General features: G+C 63.9%; 26 protein-coding genes. 15 read left to right on the top strand and 11 right to left on the bottom strand.

Translation table 11 applies throughout. From position 1 onward, the window contains the following. Positions 1 to 93: 93 nt before the first annotated feature. Positions 94 to 1422 carry an IS1182-like element ISBrsp9 family transposase gene (locus tag UB31_RS13440; RefSeq protein WP_045010194.1) on the bottom strand — a complete coding sequence of 443 codons (1329 nt, stop codon included), beginning with the start codon at positions 1420 to 1422 and terminating at the stop codon, positions 94 to 96. 347 nt (positions 1423 to 1769) lie between these two features. On the opposite strand from UB31_RS13440, the gene minC reads away from it, so the two are divergent. From minC to UB31_RS13420, 4 genes are all read left to right on the top strand, one after another. Continuing rightward, positions 1770 to 2468 (top strand): septum site-determining protein MinC, encoded by a 699-nt coding sequence (gene minC / locus UB31_RS13435; RefSeq protein WP_045000155.1) that lies wholly within the window; start codon positions 1770 to 1772, stop codon positions 2466 to 2468. A gap of 22 nt (positions 2469 to 2490) precedes the next feature. Beyond that, a complete protein-coding gene (gene minD, locus UB31_RS13430; RefSeq protein ID WP_045000154.1) occupies positions 2491 to 3306 on the top strand; it encodes a septum site-determining protein MinD in 816 nt (271 codons plus the stop codon). Next, positions 3303 to 3584 (top strand): cell division topological specificity factor MinE, encoded by a 282-nt coding sequence (gene minE, locus UB31_RS13425; RefSeq protein ID WP_045000152.1) that lies wholly within the window; start codon positions 3303 to 3305, stop codon positions 3582 to 3584. Before minD ends, minE begins: the two co-directional genes overlap by 4 nt. Before the next feature lie 176 nt (positions 3585 to 3760). Further along, on the top strand, positions 3761 to 3946 hold the full coding sequence (locus tag UB31_RS13420) for a hypothetical protein (RefSeq protein ID WP_045000150.1): 186 nt from the start codon (positions 3761 to 3763) through the stop codon (positions 3944 to 3946). 19 nt (positions 3947 to 3965) lie between these two features. Here UB31_RS13420 and UB31_RS13415 read toward each other — a convergent pair whose 3' ends face one another. The 4 genes from UB31_RS13415 to UB31_RS13400 form a co-directional block, all read right to left on the bottom strand. Next, positions 3966 to 4214: a hypothetical protein gene (locus UB31_RS13415; RefSeq protein ID WP_045011167.1), complete on the bottom strand. Its 249-nt coding sequence runs from the start codon at positions 4212 to 4214 to the stop codon at positions 3966 to 3968. Positions 4215 to 4313: 99 nt separating this feature from the next. Continuing rightward, entirely contained in the window at positions 4314 to 4700 is a 387-nt protein-coding gene (locus UB31_RS13410; RefSeq protein ID WP_045011166.1) for a hypothetical protein, read from the bottom strand. Between the two features lie 72 nt (positions 4701 to 4772). After that, positions 4773 to 5009: a DUF6894 family protein gene (locus UB31_RS13405; protein WP_045000145.1), complete on the bottom strand. Its 237-nt coding sequence runs from the start codon at positions 5007 to 5009 to the stop codon at positions 4773 to 4775. A gap of 380 nt (positions 5010 to 5389) precedes the next feature. Further along, entirely contained in the window at positions 5390 to 6340 is a 951-nt protein-coding gene (locus UB31_RS13400; protein WP_045011165.1) for a hypothetical protein, read from the bottom strand. Between the two features lie 326 nt (positions 6341 to 6666). Here UB31_RS13400 and UB31_RS13395 point away from each other — a divergent pair, with 326 nt between their 5' ends. Both UB31_RS13395 and UB31_RS13390 read left to right on the top strand, forming a co-directional pair. Then, entirely contained in the window at positions 6667 to 7263 is a 597-nt protein-coding gene (locus UB31_RS13395; protein ID WP_197090813.1) for a L,D-transpeptidase, read from the top strand. Positions 7264 to 7381: 118 nt separating this feature from the next. Continuing rightward, entirely contained in the window at positions 7382 to 7594 is a 213-nt protein-coding gene (locus UB31_RS13390) for a hypothetical protein (protein WP_156162720.1), read from the top strand. Here the strand turns inward: UB31_RS13390 and UB31_RS13385 are convergent. Both UB31_RS13385 and UB31_RS13380 read right to left on the bottom strand, forming a co-directional pair. Next, entirely contained in the window at positions 7591 to 8025 is a 435-nt protein-coding gene (locus UB31_RS13385) for a COG4315 family predicted lipoprotein (RefSeq protein WP_045000137.1), read from the bottom strand. The two genes, UB31_RS13390 and UB31_RS13385, sit on opposite strands and share 4 nt — an antisense overlap. Before the next feature lie 119 nt (positions 8026 to 8144). Next, positions 8145 to 8609 carry a MarR family winged helix-turn-helix transcriptional regulator gene (locus tag UB31_RS13380; RefSeq protein ID WP_045011163.1) on the bottom strand — a complete coding sequence of 155 codons (465 nt, stop codon included), beginning with the start codon at positions 8607 to 8609 and terminating at the stop codon, positions 8145 to 8147. Between the two features lie 104 nt (positions 8610 to 8713). Between UB31_RS13380 and UB31_RS13375 the strand changes: the two genes are divergently transcribed. The 3 genes from UB31_RS13375 (at position 8714) to UB31_RS13365 (ending at position 12190) form a co-directional block, all read left to right on the top strand. Continuing rightward, on the top strand, positions 8714 to 10636 hold the full coding sequence (locus tag UB31_RS13375; RefSeq protein ID WP_045011162.1) for an FAD-binding monooxygenase: 1923 nt from the start codon (positions 8714 to 8716) through the stop codon (positions 10634 to 10636). A gap of 140 nt (positions 10637 to 10776) precedes the next feature. Then, positions 10777 to 11748 carry an SH3 domain-containing protein gene (locus tag UB31_RS13370; RefSeq protein WP_045011184.1) on the top strand — a complete coding sequence of 324 codons (972 nt, stop codon included), beginning with the start codon at positions 10777 to 10779 and terminating at the stop codon, positions 11746 to 11748. A 163-nt stretch (positions 11749 to 11911) separates the two neighbouring features. Beyond that, entirely contained in the window at positions 11912 to 12190 is a 279-nt protein-coding gene (locus tag UB31_RS13365) for a hypothetical protein (RefSeq protein WP_045011183.1), read from the top strand. 15 nt (positions 12191 to 12205) lie between these two features. Here UB31_RS13365 and UB31_RS13360 read toward each other — a convergent pair whose 3' ends face one another. Continuing rightward, positions 12206 to 12469: a DUF3551 domain-containing protein gene (locus UB31_RS13360; protein ID WP_045011182.1), complete on the bottom strand. Its 264-nt coding sequence runs from the start codon at positions 12467 to 12469 to the stop codon at positions 12206 to 12208. Between the two features lie 116 nt (positions 12470 to 12585). Between UB31_RS13360 and UB31_RS13355 the strand changes: the two genes are divergently transcribed. Both UB31_RS13355 and UB31_RS13350 read left to right on the top strand, forming a co-directional pair. After that, positions 12586 to 12792 carry a hypothetical protein gene (locus UB31_RS13355; RefSeq protein ID WP_045001076.1) on the top strand — a complete coding sequence of 69 codons (207 nt, stop codon included), beginning with the start codon at positions 12586 to 12588 and terminating at the stop codon, positions 12790 to 12792. A 74-nt stretch (positions 12793 to 12866) separates the two neighbouring features. Beyond that, a complete protein-coding gene (locus UB31_RS13350; protein ID WP_156175329.1) occupies positions 12867 to 13184 on the top strand; it encodes a hypothetical protein in 318 nt (105 codons plus the stop codon). A gap of 18 nt (positions 13185 to 13202) precedes the next feature. Here UB31_RS13350 and UB31_RS13345 read toward each other — a convergent pair whose 3' ends face one another. Then, positions 13203 to 13772 (bottom strand): TetR/AcrR family transcriptional regulator, encoded by a 570-nt coding sequence (locus UB31_RS13345; RefSeq protein ID WP_045011161.1) that lies wholly within the window; start codon positions 13770 to 13772, stop codon positions 13203 to 13205. After that, positions 13772 to 14116: a DMT family transporter gene (locus tag UB31_RS13340; RefSeq protein ID WP_045011160.1), complete on the bottom strand. Its 345-nt coding sequence runs from the start codon at positions 14114 to 14116 to the stop codon at positions 13772 to 13774. Before UB31_RS13340 ends, UB31_RS13345 begins: the two co-directional genes overlap by 1 nt. Positions 14117 to 14292: 176 nt before the next feature. Here UB31_RS13340 and UB31_RS13335 point away from each other — a divergent pair, with 176 nt between their 5' ends. Both UB31_RS13335 and pdxY read left to right on the top strand, forming a co-directional pair. Continuing rightward, positions 14293 to 14934 carry an FMN-binding negative transcriptional regulator gene (locus UB31_RS13335; RefSeq protein WP_045011159.1) on the top strand — a complete coding sequence of 214 codons (642 nt, stop codon included), beginning with the start codon at positions 14293 to 14295 and terminating at the stop codon, positions 14932 to 14934. A 134-nt stretch (positions 14935 to 15068) separates the two neighbouring features. Further along, the gene (pdxY, locus tag UB31_RS13330) at positions 15069 to 15881 is read left to right on the top strand and encodes a pyridoxal kinase (RefSeq protein WP_045011158.1); all 813 of its coding nucleotides are present in this window, start codon (positions 15069 to 15071) and stop codon (positions 15879 to 15881) included. Between the two features lie 8 nt (positions 15882 to 15889). Here pdxY and UB31_RS13325 read toward each other — a convergent pair whose 3' ends face one another. Further along, positions 15890 to 17188, bottom strand: coding sequence for a M15 family metallopeptidase domain-containing protein (locus tag UB31_RS13325; protein ID WP_045011157.1), 1299 nt, complete (start codon positions 17186 to 17188; stop codon positions 15890 to 15892). A 312-nt stretch (positions 17189 to 17500) separates the two neighbouring features. Between UB31_RS13325 and UB31_RS13320 the strand changes: the two genes are divergently transcribed. Both UB31_RS13320 and UB31_RS13315 read left to right on the top strand, forming a co-directional pair. Next, entirely contained in the window at positions 17501 to 17665 is a 165-nt protein-coding gene (locus tag UB31_RS13320; RefSeq protein WP_045001074.1) for a Flp family type IVb pilin, read from the top strand. A 182-nt stretch (positions 17666 to 17847) separates the two neighbouring features. Then, positions 17848 to 18102 (top strand): hypothetical protein, encoded by a 255-nt coding sequence (locus UB31_RS13315; protein ID WP_045011180.1) that lies wholly within the window; start codon positions 17848 to 17850, stop codon positions 18100 to 18102. Positions 18103 to 18427: the final 325 nt, after the last annotated feature.

Genomic DNA, 18427 nt, shown 5'->3' with positions numbered 1-18427 from the left:
CCTGAGAGCTTGTGACGCTTTTACTTGTTCGGAACGGAGTGGAGTTTCTTGTCGCGGTAAATGGCGGGTCTGAGTTCGTCGATGAGCTCTCGTTTATGCGCTGCGGAGGCGGTTGCCTTGCAGGATGTTGTTGGTGAGGGCGTACCAGAGCACGACGGCGCGGACCTTTTCGATCCCGCGCACGGTCAATTGCCGTAGGTTCCAGTTGCGCCAGCGGGCATGGATGCACTCGCATATCGAACGGGGCTTGTACCGGGCCTTGCCCTCTTTGCTCGCCATCCGCGCACGCCAAGCCAGTACCCCCGCGCCGTCGCCGCGTCGCGGCAGGTAGGGGTCGGTGCCGTGCTTGGATTGAGTGGGCGGGCAAAAAACCTCTATGCCCTCGGCATGCGCCCACTCGATGTCTTCCGCACTGCCAAAGCCGCCATCGACGAGATGGTCTTTGGGCAGGCCGCCAGGGCGCGTGCGCTGCCGCTCCAGCATGGGCCGCATCAGCCCGCGGTCGGACCCCGTGTTGCATACCTTAACGTCAGTGACGAACTGCTCGCCGGCCGCACTCGTCACCTGCACGTTGTAGGCTGGGCGGAAGCCGCCATCCGCCATCTTCATGACCCGTGCATCGGCGTCCGTCGTCGACGCGCGCGGCTCCTTCGGCGTCTTGCCATTGCCTTGCTTGCTCTCGCGTTCCTTGCGCTGCTGCTTGATCTCGGCAAGCGCCGCCTGCGCCGCTTTCACGCGCGCGCTGCGTTCCTCCGCGGCTCGCTCCTTGGCTGCCCGGGCGCGCTGATTGCTGGCGTCAGAGCGCACGTCGACTTCGCGCTTGAGGTCTTCCACCACCGTCTCAGCCAGGGCCAGATGCCGCTCGAGTGTCGCCTCGCGCCGGAACGAGGCGGCTCCCGCGCTGGCCCGGACCCGCACCCCGTCCTGCGCCAGTGTCGCCAGATTGACGAGACCAGCCTTCGCCAGCGCCGCCAGATGCTCGCTGAGCAGCCGGTCCAGCAGGTCGGCGCAACCGACCCGGAAGTCCGCCAGCATGTGATAGTTCACCGACACCCCGCCGCACAGCCAACGATAGGCATCGTGGCTCTCGCACAGTCGCTCCAATGCTCGCGCGCTGCCGACGCCCTCGCTGGTGGCTGAGAGCCACAGCGCCAGCAAAAGCCGCGGCGAGGTCGCGGGGTGACCGGGGCGGTCGCCCCTGGCCTTGATCCGGTTCTCCAGCTCACTCAGATCAAGCTCTTCGACATAAGACCAGATCAGGCGCACCGGATGGTCTTCCCCGATCAGGCTCTCGATATCCACCGCTCGCAACGCGATCTGGTCGCGCTGTGGCTCACGCAGCCGTGGCGCGCCGAGCGGCGCCGCGTCGGCTTCAGGCTTCGATTGCGCCGGCAGATCACCGAACAATTCATCGGCAGCCATCTTCGCCTCCCGCCAATCCATCATCGCCAGAGAATCACATGCCACCGGCATTCGGACAGATTTACCTGGCACGCTGCCAAAAAATCACACGCTCTGAGGTGGCCGCCCCTTCGGCGGCCCTCGAAGGGCGACGGCCCGACTCTCGCAGCGTGGCCGTTTCATCCTTCGAGGCTCCCCCTGGGGCGCTTTGCGCGCCCAACGGCTCGCGCCTCAGGATGACGGAGTAGGGGCGTCCCAGCCCCCAGCCGAGCCGCCCAACCCACGTAACCCAACGGAGAAATTAACCGTCCATTAACCATGTCGGTCGCATCGTTAACCATTCAATAACAGGGAACGAGTCGGCCGCCATGGAGGCCCTAGCAAAACCTCAACGCCAAATGGTGCGCCTGCGCGGGCGCTCCTACGTGGCCTTTGTGTTCGTGCCGACGGTTCCGATCCAGGACTGGCTCCAGGAGATCGACGCCACCATCGCGCGCTCGCCGGGCTTCTTCGCCGGCCGTCCCGTGGTGGTCGACCTCGCCTCGGTCGATCTCAGCCAGTCCGGTATCAATCATCTGCTTATCAGCCTTCAGGACCGCAACATCCGCGTGCTCGGTATCGAGGGCGTGGAGGAGGCGCGACTGACGCCGTCGATGCCGCCGCTGCTCTCGGGCGGGCGGAGTTGCGTGATCGAGCCGAGCGCACCGAAGAAGGTTGAGACGAAAGTCGAGACCAAGCCGACCTCATTGCTGCTCGAAAGCCCGGTTCGCTCAGGCCAGACCATCATCTTCCCGGAAGGCGACGTCACCATTCTCGGCTCGGTCGGCTCCGGCGCCGAGGTCGTCGCCGGTGGCTCGATTCACATCTACGGCGCGCTGCGCGGCCGCGCCATGGCGGGCGTGAACGGTCACGCGAGCGCACGTATCTATTGTCAGAAGATCGAGGCCGAACTGCTTGCAATCGATGGGTTTTATCAGACCGCCGACGATATCGACGACGCCTTGCGCGGCCGGCCTGCCCAGGCCTGGCTCGAAGGCAGCACCATGCGAATTACAGCGCTGAACTGACCAGTTAAGGAGGATATTTTCAATGGCCAAGGTTCTGGTCGTCACATCAGGCAAGGGCGGCGTCGGCAAGACCACGACGACCGCCGCGCTGGGAGCAGCACTCGCGCAACGCGGCGACAAGGTCGTCGTCGTCGATTTCGACGTAGGCTTGCGCAACCTCGACCTCGTGATGGGTGCCGAGCGCCGCGTCGTGTTCGACCTCATCAACGTGGTGCAGGGCGTCGCAAAGCTGCCGCAGGCGCTGATCCGCGACAAGCGGCTGGAGAACCTGTGGCTGTTGCCGGCCTCGCAAACCCGCGACAAGGACGCACTGACCGAGGAGGGCGTGGGCAAGGTCATCGACGACCTGCGCAGCCGCTTCGACTGGGTGATCTGCGACAGTCCGGCCGGCATCGAGCGCGGCGCGTCGATGGCGATGCGTTTTGCCGATGAAGCCGTGATCGTCACCAATCCGGAAGTCTCATCGGTGCGCGATTCCGACCGCATCATCGGCATGCTCGATTCCAAGACGGTGCGGGCCGAGAAGGGCGAGCGCGTCGAGAAGCACATTCTCATCACCCGCTACGATCCCTCGCGTGCCGCGCGCGGCGAGATGCTGACCATCGAGGACATCCTCGAAATCCTCGCGACACCCTTGCTCGGCATCATCCCCGAAAGCCAGGACGTGCTGCGCGCCTCGAACGTCGGCACGCCGGTGACGCTGTCGAACGCGGATGGCGCGCCCGCACGGGCCTATATCGACGCGGCGCGGCGGCTGTGCGGCGAGACCGTCGCCATGCAGGTGCCGACTGAGCGCAAGGGATTCATGGATCGTCTGCTGCGACGGAGGGCTGCATGAGCATGGGTCTGCTCCGGCTTCTCCGCGGCAACAAGGCCTCTGCTCCGGTCGCTCGCGAACGGCTGCAGATCCTGCTTGCCCATGAACGCGGACTGCGCGGCCAGCCCGATCTGCTCGGTGTGCTGCGTGAGGAAATTCTCGCCGTCGTGTCCAGGCACGTCACGCTGGACCCGACCAAGGTCATCGTGCGGCTCGAGCGCGGTGACGAGGTGTCGACCCTCGAGGTCGACATCGAAGTTCCCAACGATTTCGAGCGCAAACGCGCGGCGGTCGGGTAGGGGTCCCGGCCGAAGACTCCCATTTGGGGTGGGTGAAAAAAGGCGGTCCGCTGGGCATAGCGGGCCGCCTTTGTCGTATGCGCATGTGATCGGAACGAGACGCGCGCCTCAATCGTTGTCGGAAACCCGCGGGACGCGAGCGCTGCACCGCGGCTTGGTCAAACGGGAGAGCGCCTATGATGTCCGAGGTCCAGGTTCACACCGTCGCGCGGCAGATGCTCGAGAAGCACGGCTTTGCTGCGATCGCGAAGGCCGCCGAACAGGCCCAGGCCTGCGAAAGCCGCGGCGAGGCGGAGGACGCGAATGAGTGGCGCCACATCGCCGACGCCATGAAGATCATCCGCGGCCCGCACCAGAGCTGATTGCAGGAAACGGAGGCGCTCAGCGCTCCTCGTGATCGGTTCCCTGAGCGGGCGTGCGATGCTGCGTCTGCGGCTGTTCGCGCTCGCCGGTTTCCTTGCAAGGGAGTTGCTCCCACGATCCGTCCGGCGTCTGCTGGTAGGCGCTACAGGATGACGCCGTCGATTTGTCCTCGCCCTTCTGGGCGTCGGAATTTTTTGCGAGCGCCGGCAGAGCCAGCATCGTGCCGGCTGCGAGCGCGGCGGCGAAAACGGCATGAACTATCCGCATGGGGTTCTCCGGTTTGAAGACACCCGCATGCTGGCGAGAAATGTGACAATTATTGGCCGGAGCGGAAGTTCTGTTGCGGCGTGCCTAATGCCGCACCGGCTAGCCCTTGTTCCGGATCAGGCCGGCAAGCTTCGACTTCTGCGCTTCGCACCAGCCGGGCATACCGAGACGGCGCTGATCGAGATCGGTCGCTTGCGTCGCCACCGCGACCTCGGCCATCAGGTCGTCGTCCTGCTTCTCGCCCATCTTGCCGCCGGTATGCATATAGGCGATCGCCTTGCGGACCTTCTCGGTGGTGTCGTCGGGCAACTGCATCTGCTGCGCCTTCTGCACCAGATCCTGATAGGCCACGTCCGTGTTCGGGCATTCGACCTTGGCGGCAAAAGCCTGCAAGACCAATGTCACATAGGTCGACCTTGGATGGTCGGCGGCTTGAGTTGGCGCGGCGATCAGCAACAATCCGGCAATCACGAAACCGTAGCGCATTCCTTGGACCTCCCAAATTTTCGGGAAGGCTAGCGCCCGGAGCGTGACTGCGCAATGGGGACGACCGACGGCCTAGCCGGATCGTTGCCAGGCCGGCACGGGATCGAGCGGCGTGCGATAGAGCTCGTTGTGATCGCGATCGGTGACGCGTACCGCGCAACCCTTCTGATGAAGCTCCGGCTTCACCTGCGACAGCTCGTTCGCCAATTGATCGGCGCGATCGGAGGCGACCTCGATGTCCTCGAGGATAATGCCGCCCTGGTTCTTGAACTCTTCACCAACCACAAGATCGAAATAGTAGTAAGGCATCCGAATTCCCCGGTGTGACGACCCAAGTCTTCAGCGCAAGTCTCGAATAGAAGTCTTCAGCACATGTCGGATGATATCACTGAGTCGATTATTACTGAATGAAGTGGCCGCGCAAACTCTGTGCTTAAGGCGCAAAAATCGTGTGCAGCACAAGAGTGCATTAAGATTTTATTAAATATGTAAGCGTGATCATTAGGCATGGAATTGCAACAGAACCGGGCTCCGGGAACCGGCAGTTGCAAGAGAAGGCCGGCGGCATAGATCCCGACGGCCTTTGTCTCTTTGCGCGCAGCAACGCATCACCGTAGTCGCACGGACTCAACGCATCACACCGACTCAGGACAGCCTGCGCCGCGAGTGCGATGGTGCTGTTGCGATCGCTAGTGCACCGGCATCGGCGGACGCACGACAGGTCCGTCATCATCGGCAACGGTTTGTGTGGCGGCTGCCGGCGACGGCGGGACAGCGACAGCCTGTGACGGCAGTGGCGGTGGTGCGATCTGTGTGGGCGCATATGTCTGCGTATACGCCGGCGTGGTGATCGGCTTCGGCTTGCGCACAGGCGCAACCGGTGGCCGCGGCGGTAGCGCGGCGACTCGCGCGCGTGGATCGATCGGCTTCGCATCAGCCACCGGTTTCGGCGTGGGTGTCTTCACCATCTCGCGCGCCATCTGCTCCTGCGCGGTCTTCAATTCGGCGATGTTGGCCTTGAGCTGGGCGATCTGCTGCGCCATCGCAGCGACATCGCGCGTCATCGATTGCAGCGATGGCGTTGCATCGGATTGTGTTGCAGCGGGCGCGGCTGCGGCATCCTGCACCACGGCCGGTGTTGCGGGTTGGTCGGTGGTCTGATCTGTCGTCGCTTCCGGCGCGGCTTGCGCGGTGGCGACGGGCGCTGTCGGCGACATCGATGGCACCAGCGACATCAACGATGGTGTCCATTCGGCGAGCATTTGCCTTGCCGTATCGCCGTGGCTCTCCCAGGCGATGGTTGCCGCGGCACTTCCTCCGGCAAACAGCATTGTGATGAACGCGCCACGAAACCATTTGCCGACCGCAGATCGTTTTTCCCGGCCGGGCATATCGTTGGCGGCGACGCGGATCGCCGTGTCAACGGACGGCGCCGTCGTCGCCGGAGCTTCGGGAGCGCGATCGATCCTCGGCTCCGGGCGGTTCATGATCTCCGGCGCCAAGGTCGGCGCATCGTTGTGGGTGCGCGAGACCCGCACCACGTCGGGCGAAATCTGGACGGCATCGTGCGGATCGTTGTCTTTCATCGTGTCCTTCACGATCTCATCGACGATTTGCCTGCTGTTCAGCGTCGCGAGCATCGCAGCTCCTTGTAAGGCCATGATCGTCCGCATTGGCGCGAGCCGATTGGTTGAGGAGAGCCCATCCCGAGCCCCAGGGCTCACGAGTCCAGCCGGGTTTGACCAAAGCAAGGCAAGGGGGTGAAGACATCGCGACGCTCTTTCGCCGTTTGTGGTGACGGAACCCGGGCAGCCGAACACGGCCACGTGTTCCGGGCTGCCATGTTTTCAGCACGATTTGGGCAGCATCTGGCGGAGCTGGGGGCGCTATCCGCTATCGGGGGCCGGCGGTGCCAAAACTCTCAATCGCTATTTTCGCTATTGCCTTGCTTCCGCTCGGCGGATGCATGCAGGCGACGCTTTCGCCGTCGACCGACGCGAGCATGACGCCGCGCGACCGGCAATTGCTGGCGCATACGCCTTACGCCCAGGCGAACGTGCCCGAGCAATATCTCCGCCACGTCGTCGACTATCCGCGCAAGGAGCAGCCGGGCACGATCCTGGTCGATACCGATGCGCGCTATCTCTATTACGTGCTGCCGGAGGGCAAGGCGATCCGCTACGGCGTCGCAGTCGGCGAGGAAGCCATGGCGTTTTCCGGCGTGGCGCGCGTCGGCCGTTTGGCGGAATGGCCCGACTGGGTTCCGACAGCAGAAATCCAGGCGCGGCTCGGACCGTATCCAGCGCGCGTCGCCGGTGGCCCTGCCAATCCGCTGGGCGCGCGCGGCATCTATCTCTACACCGGCAACAAGGACACGCTCTATCGCATCCACGGCACCAACCAGCCGGAATATATCGGGCAGGCGATCTCGTCGGGCTGCATCCGGATGCGCAACGAGGACGTGATCGATCTGTTTGATCGGGTGAAGCTCAACGCGACGGTCGTGGTGCTTCCGCCCGGGCAGAGCGCGCAGGTCGAGACGGGGACGGGCTGGCGCGGGTAGGGGGAGAGCGCCGGCGGAATCGGCCAGCCGATTTTGGAACCGCGAAAGGTGAAGTGCTTCACACGCGTTTTGCTGCAGATGCGCTATGCCTCAATGGCTCGTTGCCATTGGAGGCACCATGCAGAAATTTCTTTATCAATTGAACGAGACGGACCGCCGGATTGTACGGAAATGGCGGTTGGTGACCCTCGGCTTCTATGGGTCGATTCTGGCCGGAATGGTCGTGTACATGGCGCTGAACTGGAACGCGGAGGTGAATTACGCCTCGGTCGATTCCACGGCCCACGCGAAGCTCGTAGGCACTGACGGACGCGCGCCGTTCCGGCCTTAATCTTCAGGCCGAGCGACGCGCCATTGCAGTGTGGTGGCGATGCCGTTGGCTTCGCCCGGCGCCTTGTCGGCCACTGACGTGTAGAGCGGGCGATAGCGGAAGGCCCACATCTTGCTGCCGTCCTTGCGCGTAATCGGCGTGAAATCGCCGATCGCCTGGGCATCCGCGGGAGCAGCCAGCGGAATCCAGGCCTCCGCGCATTTGCCGTCACAGCTCGATGTCTTGCCGCTGGTGTCGCGCTCGTAGAAATAGAGCGTCATGCCCTTGAGGTCGACCAGCTTGGAACCCTGTTTGGTCAGAACGGCACGTGCCGGCGAAGTCATGGCGTCGGGCTTCGGCGCAGGAGCGGCTTCGCCGCCGCCGTGCCCGTTCGCAAGCGCAGGAACGGTCGAGAGCGCAACCGCTGCGGCAACAATAACGAACCTGAACATCCGAAACTCCAAACCGGCAAAGTTAATCGCGCGTTAAGCGCCGAATTGGGTCGAAGGTAGCAGCCGAAGGTTAGCTCCAGGTTTCATCGCACTGCGACAATTGCGGACCCGAATACCACCTAAGCCTGCATATCGCGCAACGGCGCGCGGCTGAGCTCATTGCCGGCGGCGATAGTCTTGTGCAGCAGCCGCATCAGCTCCTCGCCTTCCTTCGCGCTGAGCCCACGCAGCATGATGCGTTGCGCGGAGTCGACAGCTGGCGTGATCTTGCGCAACGTGCGTTTGCCTTCGTCGGTGATCTCGAGCTCGCGAGCGCGGCGGTCGCGGCTGGAGGCGCGGCGCTCCGCAAGGCCCTTCTGCACCAGGCGATCGATTACGCCGGTGATGGTGGTGCGGTCATAGGCAATCAGTCCGGCCAGCGTCACCTGGTCGAGTCCAGGATTGGCTTTGATGGTCGCAAGCGCCGCATATTGTACCGGCGTGAGGTCGAAGCCGGCATCGCCGACCTCGGCCAGAAACACCGCGACCGCGATCTGCTGGAACCGGCGCGCCAGGTGCCCGGGCATGTCGTTGTTGTCTCTCACCAGATTCTCCTCAGCCAGCGGGGCCGCGTCCGATCATTGACAAGTATACTGATAGTCAGCATACTGAGCAATATCCAAATAGAACATCGGCGGGAGAGGTGCTCATGCAATTCCATCTGAATGGATTCCTGCCGGGCGACCCTGAAATCGCCGATCCCGCCGAGCGCATTCTGGCCTCGGGTGCGTCAGGACCAGTGCCTGACGAGGTCGATGTTCTCATCGTCGGCTGCGGGCCCGCGGGCCTGACGCTCGCCGCCCAGCTGGCGCAATTCCCTGACATCAAGACCTGCATCGTGGAGCAGAAGCCGGGCCGGCTCTCGGTCGGCCAGGCCGACGGCGTCGCCTGCCGCACCATGGAGATGTTCCACGCCTACGGCTTTAGCGAGCGCGTGCTGAAGGAAGCCTATTGGGTCAACGAGACGACGTTCTGGAAGCCGGACGAGCGGTCACCGGAGAAGATCGTCCGTAGCGGAAGGGTGCAGGACGTCGAGGACGGACTGTCGGAATTCCCGCACGTCATCCTCAACCAGGCGCGTATCCATGACGGCTTTCTCGATGTCATGCGGAAGTCGCCCGCCAAGCTCGAGCCCCATTACAGCCGGCGTCTGCTCGACCTCGAGGTCGATCGAATGGCTGGTCCCGCCGATCACGCAGTGACCGTGCGTCTCGAACGCGTCGATGCCGCAAACGAGGGCAAGGTCGAGACCATCAAGGCGCGCTATGTCGTCGGTTGCGACGGCGCGCGCAGCACGGTGCGCAAATCGATCGGTCGCGAGCTGCACGGCGATTCCGCCAACCATGCCTGGGGCGTGATGGACGTGCTGGCGGTGACCGATTTTCCGGACATCCGCTTCAAGGCGCTGATCCAGTCGGCGAAGGACGGCAGCCTGCTCATCATCCCGCGCGAGGGCGGCTACATGGTCCGCCTCTATGTCGAGCTCGCTAAGCTCGATGTCGGCGAACGCGTCGCCAATCGCAACATCACCGCCGATGACGTGATCGCGAAGGCGCAGCGGATCCTTGCTCCCCACAAGCTCGAGGTGAAGGAGATCGCCTGGTGGTCGGTCTATGAGATCGGCCAGCGCCTGACCGACAAGTTCGACGACGTGCCGGACGCCGAGATAGATGCGCGCCTGCCGCGCATCTTCATCGCCGGTGATGCCTGCCATACCCACAGCCCGAAGGCGGGGCAGGGCATGAACGTCTCGATGCAGGACGCGTTCAATCTCGGCTGGAAGCTCGCCAAGGTCATCCGCAAGCAATGCGCACCTCACCTGCTGCATTCCTATTCGGCAGAGCGCCAGGCGGTCGCGAGTGAGCTGATCGACTTCGATCGCGAATGGGCCGGAATTCTGGCCTCCGCGGCCAAGGCGGGCGGTGCCGATGCGGCGAGGACGCAGGATTATTTTGTGAGGCACGGCCGCTACACCGCGGGCACGGCGACGCATTACCGCCCATCGATGCTGACTGGTGCGACATCCCATCAGCATCTCGCGCAAGGTCTCACCATCGGTACGCGCTTTCACTCTGCGCCGGTGATCCGGCTTGCGGACGCAAAGCCCGTCCACCTCGGCCACGCCGCGCAGGCGGACGGCCGTTTCCGCATCTACGCGTTTTCTCCCGCTGAGAATCCCGCAGCGTCGAACTCGGCCATTCGTGCTTTGTGCAATTTCCTCACCGAAGCGCGGGAATCCCCGGTGCGGAGATATACGCCTGTTGGAGCCGACATCGACAGCGTAATCGATCTGCGCGCGGTGTTCCAGCAGGATCATCGCGAGCTTGCGCTCGAGGCGATGCCCGCGCTGCTGCTGCCGCGCAAGGGGCGTTACGGCCTGATCGATTACGAGAAGATCTACTGCCCTGATCTCAAGAGCGGCCGCGACGTCTTCGCCATGCGCGGCATCGATCGGAAGGCCGGCTGCATGGTCGTGGTGCGGCCGGATCAGTATGTCGCGCAGGTGCTGCCGCTTAATGATTTCGCTGCGCTCGCAGCGTATTTCGACGCCTTCATGTTGCAGGTGAACTGAGGCGTGCTCCTCTGATGAATGGCGGATGAATATCGAACTCCGCGCGCGGCGTGCCTCTCAATCTTTTGGCTGATGCGACATTTGCGCGCGGAACGCTTTATTCCGTTCGCGCGTTCCGCCTCTCAGAGGAGGACTTCGCCATGAGACTCAGAACCGCTTTGGTTGCCGCATTGCTGCTCGCTCCGACGGCCGCGCTGGCCGCGCCGGGCATCGTCACCGTCTCGACCGGCCTGCGCGCCGGTCCGGGATCGGGCTTTCCCCTGGTCGATCGCGTCCCCGAAGGGGCCCGCGTCAACATCCATGGTTGCCTGCGCGGCAATGCCTGGTGCGACGTGAGCTTCTCCGACGATCGCGGCTGGGTGTCGTCGCAATATCTCGAATATCTCTACCGCAATCACTACGTCTATCTCCCAGACTATGTCGACGAGGTCGACGTGCCCGTCGTTCCTTTCGTGCTGAGTTCATACTGGTCGAGCTACTACGAGGCGCGGCCCTGGTATCGCCGTCACGCCTACTGGAACAACTACTGGAGCTCGCATGAGCGTATCGCGACGCGAATGACGCTCGATCCGCACGCCGCCCGCATCGGCCGCGCGGCGACACGTGACGCGACCGTCGCGTTGGGCCGCAACGATGCCAAGAGCGATGCCAAGCGCAACACCGCGATCTCCGGACGTGACGCTGCGACGGCACGGCATGACGCCACCATCGCCAAGGGCGACGCCGCGATTGCGGCCGACCGCACGCGTGGCGGACGAAGCGACCGCTTCGTGAATGAGCGGTCCAATGTGCAGACCCGTAGCCCGCACGATGCGCAGGCGCGGATGATGCATGATCATGCGGCGAGCCACGCAGCGGTGCGTGCCCAGCCGATGGTGCGGCCGCATGAAGCGCCGCGCGTATCGGCCGCGCCAGCGGCTCGGCCCGCGATGCCGCATATGGCTCAGCCGAACGTCAGCCATGGATCACCGATGAACGCCCATGCGCAGATGCCGGCGCCGCGCGCCGCTGCACCTGTCATGCCGCATGCTGGCGGCGGTGCGCCACACGTGAATGCGGCCCCGCATGGCGGCGCGCCCGCTGGCGGCCCCGGTGGCCACCAGAAGCACTAGCGATCCCGAAAAGCCCGGCCTTTGTGCCGGGCTTTTTGTTGAGCCGGGCGCAAGGCGCCGACAATTTGAACCAGTTTTTCGCGGGCAGATTTCATCGATCGTAATATGTCTATCGAAAGCTGTAAGCATCCACTCGGGGCAGGCGGGGCACGGGAGGATAATGATGAGACAAGGTCAGGCGGAGACGCGCCGCCAAAATGTCGCGAAGAAGTCGATGACCAAAGAGGCCAAGCAACTGTCCGGCTTGATCGCCGGCCTGCGCAAATCGCTCGATAGCATCCACAAGGAGCGGGCGAGTACCAAGCTCTCAGGCGCCGAGATGGGCCTGCTCGACGAGCGCCGCAACAATCTGTTGCTGACCATTGCCGCCCTGGACGACCGTCTGTCGGCCGTGCAGGGGCTGATCGATCTCGGCCGTCCACACGTCATCCGCGTCCACTGAGCGGATCGCAGGGCGCTATCGGTTCCGTCGCGGCGGCGATGGGCCCAAGCCCGGCTGGCGGTTCTGCACCACATAGGGATTGGCATAGCACTGGGCGGCTTGCCCGGAGGCGGTTGCCGTGCACTGAGCCATCGACGTGAAGCTGCAATCGATCGTGTTGCCGTCGATGGTGTAGACCTCGATGCAGACCGGATAGCGCGGATCGTAGGTCTGCGCGGCCGCAGGCACAGCGGAGAACAAGCCCGCCGCAAGCAAAATCGCGTTCATGTTGGTGCGCATGATCAACCTCCGCCGCTCGGCTGGAACCGGTGTCGGCACAATGCTGCCGCGGACGGCACCAAATTGCCACGCTCCCGGCGAATTGCCGCCAAAGCCCGCTGCCACGACGAGAGCCGGTGCAGGGTAACGCATGGGGATGCGCATTGGCCTATAAAATGGTCGCAGAACGCGACAATGAGAAATACAGTTTTGCCCGTGAGAGCCGGTTGCTCATCGTGGCGAAAGCAAAGGTTTGGGCGAGCGAGGGGTGGCGGGTCGTCATCACCGATCAGGACGGCAAGGCCTACGCGCCGCCCGAATTCGATCAGTTGCTGGCGGCGTGATCGCAAGACGGGGCTAGGGGACGACTTTGATATCGCTATTTCGACCGGGGCGCGAAGTCATCGCGCCTCTGACGATTCTTGTGGCCGCCGCCGCGCTGACGGCGACGGTCGCCTCCGCGCAAAATCTCGACGCCGGCAAATCAGCCGAAAAGCTGTTCGCCGACGGTTGCACGACCTGCCATCGCAGTCCGCGCGGACTTGCGAAGGGGCGTTTCAGCCTCACGCTCTCCTGGTTCCTGCAGGACCATTACGCGTCCGGTTCCGACACCGCGAAGGCGCTTGCCGCCTATCTGGAAACGGTTGATGTGCCGCCCCCACGGGCCGCCGCGAAGCCGGGGGCAAAGCCATCCCGATCCGCGCCGCGTCCGCCCAAGCCGGCGCAGGCACAGTAACTGCCATTCCGGGTTGGGCTACCCGCGCCGATGGGTCTGCGCGATCAGCCGGTCGTGCACGGCGCGGAGGTCGGCGCTCATGCGGGTCTGTCCTGTCGTGATGTAGGACAGCCATGCGCCATCGGCGGCGAGGCGCACGATCTGGAGCTCTGGCGCCCCATCGGTCGTGCGATGGCGCTTCAGGCGCGCTTTCATCCAGTCGTTCCAGAGTTGGCGCAGCGACGGGTCGGTGACGACGACCATGCTCAGCGCCGCCCAAGGCGTGGCGAAGCCAAAGGCCTTGCCCGTGAACACGGCGTTCACATAGGCGCGCGTAAAACTGCCGCGCGGCTTCTGATCCGCCTCGATGGCGGCGTCTATCTCGGCATCGACGCGGGCGAGCAGATCGGCGAACAGGCCCTCGATCAATGCCTGCTTGCTTCCAAAATGATGAAACAGCCCGCCCTTGGTGACGCCGGCGGCAGCCGCCACCGCCTGCACCGTGACGCCGGACACGCCATGGTCCATGGCGATCGCCGCGGCGCGGTCGAGCAGGGCGCGGCGGACCTGTTCGGGCTGCTTGGTGCGGGTGTAGGCGTTTGCCGGCATCAGTGCACCGTGGTCCCCGAGAACAGGTTGATGACCACGACCCCCGATACGATCAGCGCGATGCCGACGAAGGCTGCGGCGTCCAGCATCTGGCGGAACAGCACGAAGGAGACGGTCGCGGTCAGGATGATGCCGACCCCGCCCCAGATCGCGTACGCAATGCTCAACGGGATGACCCGGATCGCCACCGACAGCGCGTAGAACGAGGCGACGTAGAACAGCACCATCGCCAGCGTCGGCCAGGGCCGCGTGAACTGCGCGGACTGCTGAAGAAAGGCGGACGCCGTGACCTCTAGGACGATGGCAAGGGCGAGCGCTGCATAGGCATTGAATGCGGTGGTCATGGCAAACTCGAATGTAGGCGCGGGAAAGATACCGCGCGGTAGGTATGTTTAACAGGCAGATCGTGGCTTTTCGGTGGGCTGGCCATGCCTAGGGAGCATACTACTCAGACGTGACGAACCCGCGACGAATCGTTAGCCTCTCCGCGTCCTCTCTTCCAGAGATCGAGTGCCACGCCATGCATGTCCTTCGGCCCCAGTTTCGCATCGAGGAGCAGCGCGCGCTGGAGTTTGCGGGCCGGCGCGGCTTCGGCATGATCGTCGCGGCGGATGCGACGGGCCCGCGCGCCTCGCATGTGCCGTTCGTATTGGCCGAGCGCGACGGACGAACGATCGTGCAGATCCATTTCACCGCCAGGAACCCGCTGGTCGAGCTTGCCGACGGCACGCGCCGATTCCTGCTGATCGTCGCCGGCGACGATGCCTACATCTCCAACGACTGGTATTCCTCGCCCGACAACGTCTCGACCTGGCTCTACGAGGCCGTGAACCTGTCGGGCGTGGCGCATCTGCGGGGGCAGGCCGAGAACCGCGGCCATGGTGATGCGCTGCTTGCGGTCGCGGAGGCGCGGCTGCCGAAGCAACCCTGGGATCTCCAGCAGATGGAGGCAGCCAAGCGCGAGAGCATGCTGGCGGCCATACGTGTGATCGATCTCGTGGTCGATCAGGTCGAGGGGCAGGCCAAGCTCAACCAGCACAAGAGCGATGCGGACCATGTCGCGATCGCCGACCGACTGGCGCGGTCGGAGGAGACCGGGCACCGGCGGCTGGCGCGGACGATGCGGGCTCTGCGGCCGGGGCTTGATTATGATTTGCCATAGGCCCGTAGCCCGGATGGAGCGAAGCGTAATCCGGGAATCATGCCGTGGGCGCGAGTCCCGGATTACGCTGCGCTCCATCCGGGCTACGATTGCGATGCTTGCGTCGCGCTACGATTGACCTTACGGACCTCTGCATGCTCGTCATCTCCATTCAAAGCCAGGTGGTCCACGGCCATGTCGGCAACAGCGCGGCCGTCCATGCCATGCAGGCGGAGGGCGTGAACGTTGCGGCGGTGCCGACGACGCTGCTGTCGAACCATCCGCGCTATCCGACCTTGCGCGGGCGCGTGCTCGAGGCCGAGCTGGTCGCCGATCTCCTTAAAGGCGTCGAGGAGCGCGATCTCGTCGATGACGCCGCCGTGCTCGTCACCGGCTATCTCGGCTCGCCCGATAACGCGGCCGTCGTCGCCGATTTCGTTGAGAGGGCGCTGACGCGGAATTCGAAGCTGATTTATCTTTGTGATCCCGTGATCGGCGACGACGGCCGCGTCTATGTCGCCGACGGCATTTTGGACGTGGTGCGGCACCGGCTGTTGCCGGCCGCAAATCTGATCACGCCGAACCAGTTCGAGTTGGAGCTGCTCTCCGGCGTCACGATCGCGGATACCGAGGCTCTGCGCGCCGCAGCCGCTGCGATTGCAGGCCAGCGGCGTATCGACATCGTCGCCACGGGCTGCGTGCTCACAGATACGCCCGAGGGGCAGGTGGAGACGATTTTGTGCGCGGACGGGCAATTGTCGCGCTTTGCGACGCCGCTTCTGCCGATCCGTCCCTATGGCACCGGGGATCTCCTGACCGGGTTGGTCGCGGCGCATCTGGCCAAGGGCACAGCGATCGAGGCAGCCGTGCGGCTTGCGGTCGAGACCGTCTTTGCCGTGCTGGTTCGCACGCAGGAGGCAGGATCGGTCGAGATGCGTCTCGTGCCACTGCCGGCGTCAGGCACATAAGACCTGGATTAGGTCGCCCGCTTCGCGGTGGTTTGCGCCGACTTCTGCGGCCTTGCTGGGCTCTTCTGCTCGCGTGCCGCCTGTGCCTTTGGCGGCTTTACGCTTGCCACAGCGCGCACCTTCTTCGGCTTCGCGTTGGTAGCTTCCTTGCGGTCGGTCGCAACGCCACGCTTCGAAATATATTCCAGTCCGTCGATCGGTCCGACATGCGGCGGATCGCGGCCGAGATAGGGCCTGCCAATGCCGAGCCCCTTGCCGTTGGCGTCGACCCATTTCCACAGCACTTCCGTCGAGACCCAGCGCTGCGCGCGATTGTCGCCCTTGGTGCTGACGATATCGGCCGCCATGCCGTGACCGTAGCCGCCGCGAAGACTGCCGCCATGATAGGAGCGGTTGGAGGCCGCCTTCAGGCCGCTCGCAATCTCCTGGCGATAGTCATCACGGAACGCGCTGGTGATTCCCGGCGAGAGGCCGGCGGCTTCGGCAGCGAGCAGCGTGCGAAACAGCTTCTGTTTGAAGCTCTTGTCCATGCCGCCGATGACATAGTCCATCAACGCCATTTTGGTGTGCTCGGCCGCCTTCGGATCCTTCCAGCCAAAATCCTCGTCGACGAGCTTTGTGAAGCTGCGCATCACCGTGACCATCTTGCCCTTACGCTTGATGGTAACGGCGCGGCGGTCCTCGACCTTGATCGAGTCTTCCTTGGGCGTGCGCTGATAGAGCGCCCAGAGATAGCGGTCGATGCAGGCATCCATGACAAAGCATTCGTCGAGCACGGCGACGGTGTCGGCGGACGGCGAGGCCTTGCTCTCGGCCACAGGCCCGCTCGCGATCGCCGCAGGCGACAGCGTCTCTTGTGGCACGACATCGCCTGGATCGGCGGATGCGAGCTTGATGGCGGGCTCCTGGTCCGGCGCGGCTTCGTTGGCGACGGGAGCGGGTTCGGGTGGCATCTGAGGCGCCGGCGAGACCACCGGCAGCATGTCGGTCGGATCGGCCGAGGCGAGCTTGATGACAGGGGCGGGCGTCTCAGTCGTCGCCACCTCGGCGGGCGCGACACTCGGTGTCGCCGCCGCGGCGGCTGCAATATCGGCAGTCAGCGCGATGCCATCGTCGATGGTCGCAGCGCGCGGGATATCGGCGAGCTCGAGGCGGGTGAGATCTTTCGCGCGCGAGACGGCGGCTGCATTGGCGCCGCTGTTCTCGATCAGGGCCGGGGCATAGGCGGAGAGGGACAGTGCCAGCCAGCCGATCATCACGGCCGAGGGGCACGATACTGCTACGATAAGAGACCGCCGATCATTCATGATCCCGCCTCCAAAAGGTTCTGACCCGAACCAGTTTGCACAGCCAAGTACGCGGCGCGTCAAGTGTTCGGGGGAGGATGTGGCGGTGCAATGGCGCAAATCGGCGAAAAAGGGCTTTTCAAGCAAGTGTTGCCCCGGCGCAACGCTGGTTCCCACACGGTTCCCGCGATCGCGAGAGGGAAAAACAGTCAAAAACGGTTCCAGATTACCATCAAATTGAGCGATCAGGATTTACTCAATCTTGGATTGTGGTGGTGCATTGCTGGCCCGCCGGCAACGTCCGGTAGATTTGGGAAGGACGCGATAGTGAAATTGAAATGCATGTTGGCCGCCTTCGTGGCCGATGAATCCGGCGCCACCGCCATCGAATACGGCCTGATCGCAGCGGGCATCGCGCTCGCGATTATCGAAGTGATTTATGCGCTGGGCACCAATCTCGTCGCGAAACTGCAAGCGCTGGCGACTGCGTTGAAATAGAGCGGCGCCGCTGCCACACACTCCTCGCAATGAGGACGGTGATAGCGGTGCACAGCGCAAGCCCTTGTGCACATTAAACATATCGCCATGCGCGCGACGCGATGTCGCAATGCAGCAGCGCATGTCGCAATGCAGCAAATCACGCTTAGATGTGCTCCGAATCCTCACCCAGGAGCATCACCGTGAAGAAATTGACGTTTTCGATCGCAGCCGCCGCCCTCGCCATCGCAGGCTCGACTGCAACCTTCGCCGCCGAGCTGCCGGCCTATGAAGCCAACGGCTTTCCGGTCTCGCCCTTGCAGGTCCGCGTGCTCGGTGCCGCGCACGTCCAGCAAGACGTGACGCCGCCCGCTACGACCGCCACGGTCCACCAGGCAAGCGTTCTGACGCCGCGCAAGCTGAAGACCGCGACGGTGACCACGGGCAGCGCCCGCTAAATTGATATCGGCGTGAGTGCAGTGGGCTCGCGAGACGAGACCCACTGCCTCATCCGACAGGCATGCGCGCGAGGCGTTGCATGCTCATCACGCGAGGGTGATTGATAGCATTCTCTCGCTAGATGCACTGGCTGAGAAGCTTGCGGCCCAAAAAGAGCGCCGTAACGCTCCGATCATGTACAGCCGTTCAAACCGAGTGTGATCTCTTTAATAGTTGCTTTGCAGATCGCGGTGCTTGATGCGCCTGCCGCATTTTGAGCGGCCAATAATTGATTTCATAACGGAGGCCGTCGTGCCTGTTGCCCAGAAAGCCGTCATTGCGACC

This window comes from Bradyrhizobium sp. LTSP849, from assembly GCF_000938255.1.
Taxonomy (GTDB): domain Bacteria; phylum Pseudomonadota; class Alphaproteobacteria; order Rhizobiales; family Xanthobacteraceae; genus Bradyrhizobium.
This window is presented reverse-complemented; position numbering and strand designations above follow the sequence as displayed.

Bases quoted from the DNA above. Each gene is read 5' to 3' on its own strand.
- UB31_RS13440 (WP_045010194.1), bottom strand. From the start codon at position 1,422: ATGGCTGCCGATGAATTGTTCGGTGATCTGCCGGCGCAATCGAAGCCT.
- minC (WP_045000155.1), top strand. From the start codon at position 1,770: ATGGAGGCCCTAGCAAAACCTCAACGCCAAATGGTGCGCCTGCGCGGG.
- minD (WP_045000154.1), top strand. From the start codon at position 2,491: ATGGCCAAGGTTCTGGTCGTCACATCAGGCAAGGGCGGCGTCGGCAAG.
- minE (WP_045000152.1), top strand. From the start codon at position 3,303: ATGAGCATGGGTCTGCTCCGGCTTCTCCGCGGCAACAAGGCCTCTGCT.
- UB31_RS13420 (WP_045000150.1), top strand. From the start codon at position 3,761: ATGATGTCCGAGGTCCAGGTTCACACCGTCGCGCGGCAGATGCTCGAG.
- UB31_RS13415 (WP_045011167.1), bottom strand. From the start codon at position 4,214: ATGCGGATAGTTCATGCCGTTTTCGCCGCCGCGCTCGCAGCCGGCACG.
- UB31_RS13410 (WP_045011166.1), bottom strand. From the start codon at position 4,700: ATGCGCTACGGTTTCGTGATTGCCGGATTGTTGCTGATCGCCGCGCCA.
- UB31_RS13405 (WP_045000145.1), bottom strand. From the start codon at position 5,009: ATGCCTTACTACTATTTCGATCTTGTGGTTGGTGAAGAGTTCAAGAAC.
- UB31_RS13400 (WP_045011165.1), bottom strand. From the start codon at position 6,340: ATGCTCGCGACGCTGAACAGCAGGCAAATCGTCGATGAGATCGTGAAG.
- UB31_RS13395 (WP_197090813.1), top strand. From the start codon at position 6,667: ATGCAGGCGACGCTTTCGCCGTCGACCGACGCGAGCATGACGCCGCGC.
- UB31_RS13390 (WP_156162720.1), top strand. From the start codon at position 7,382: ATGCAGAAATTTCTTTATCAATTGAACGAGACGGACCGCCGGATTGTA.
- UB31_RS13385 (WP_045000137.1), bottom strand. From the start codon at position 8,025: ATGTTCAGGTTCGTTATTGTTGCCGCAGCGGTTGCGCTCTCGACCGTT.
- UB31_RS13375 (WP_045011162.1), top strand. From the start codon at position 8,714: ATGCAATTCCATCTGAATGGATTCCTGCCGGGCGACCCTGAAATCGCC.
- UB31_RS13370 (WP_045011184.1), top strand. From the start codon at position 10,777: ATGAGACTCAGAACCGCTTTGGTTGCCGCATTGCTGCTCGCTCCGACG.
- UB31_RS13365 (WP_045011183.1), top strand. From the start codon at position 11,912: ATGAGACAAGGTCAGGCGGAGACGCGCCGCCAAAATGTCGCGAAGAAG.
- UB31_RS13360 (WP_045011182.1), bottom strand. From the start codon at position 12,469: ATGCGCACCAACATGAACGCGATTTTGCTTGCGGCGGGCTTGTTCTCC.
- UB31_RS13345 (WP_045011161.1), bottom strand. From the start codon at position 13,772: ATGCCGGCAAACGCCTACACCCGCACCAAGCAGCCCGAACAGGTCCGC.
- UB31_RS13340 (WP_045011160.1), bottom strand. From the start codon at position 14,116: ATGACCACCGCATTCAATGCCTATGCAGCGCTCGCCCTTGCCATCGTC.
- UB31_RS13335 (WP_045011159.1), top strand. From the start codon at position 14,293: ATGCATGTCCTTCGGCCCCAGTTTCGCATCGAGGAGCAGCGCGCGCTG.
- pdxY (WP_045011158.1), top strand. From the start codon at position 15,069: ATGCTCGTCATCTCCATTCAAAGCCAGGTGGTCCACGGCCATGTCGGC.
- UB31_RS13325 (WP_045011157.1), bottom strand. From the start codon at position 17,188: ATGAATGATCGGCGGTCTCTTATCGTAGCAGTATCGTGCCCCTCGGCC.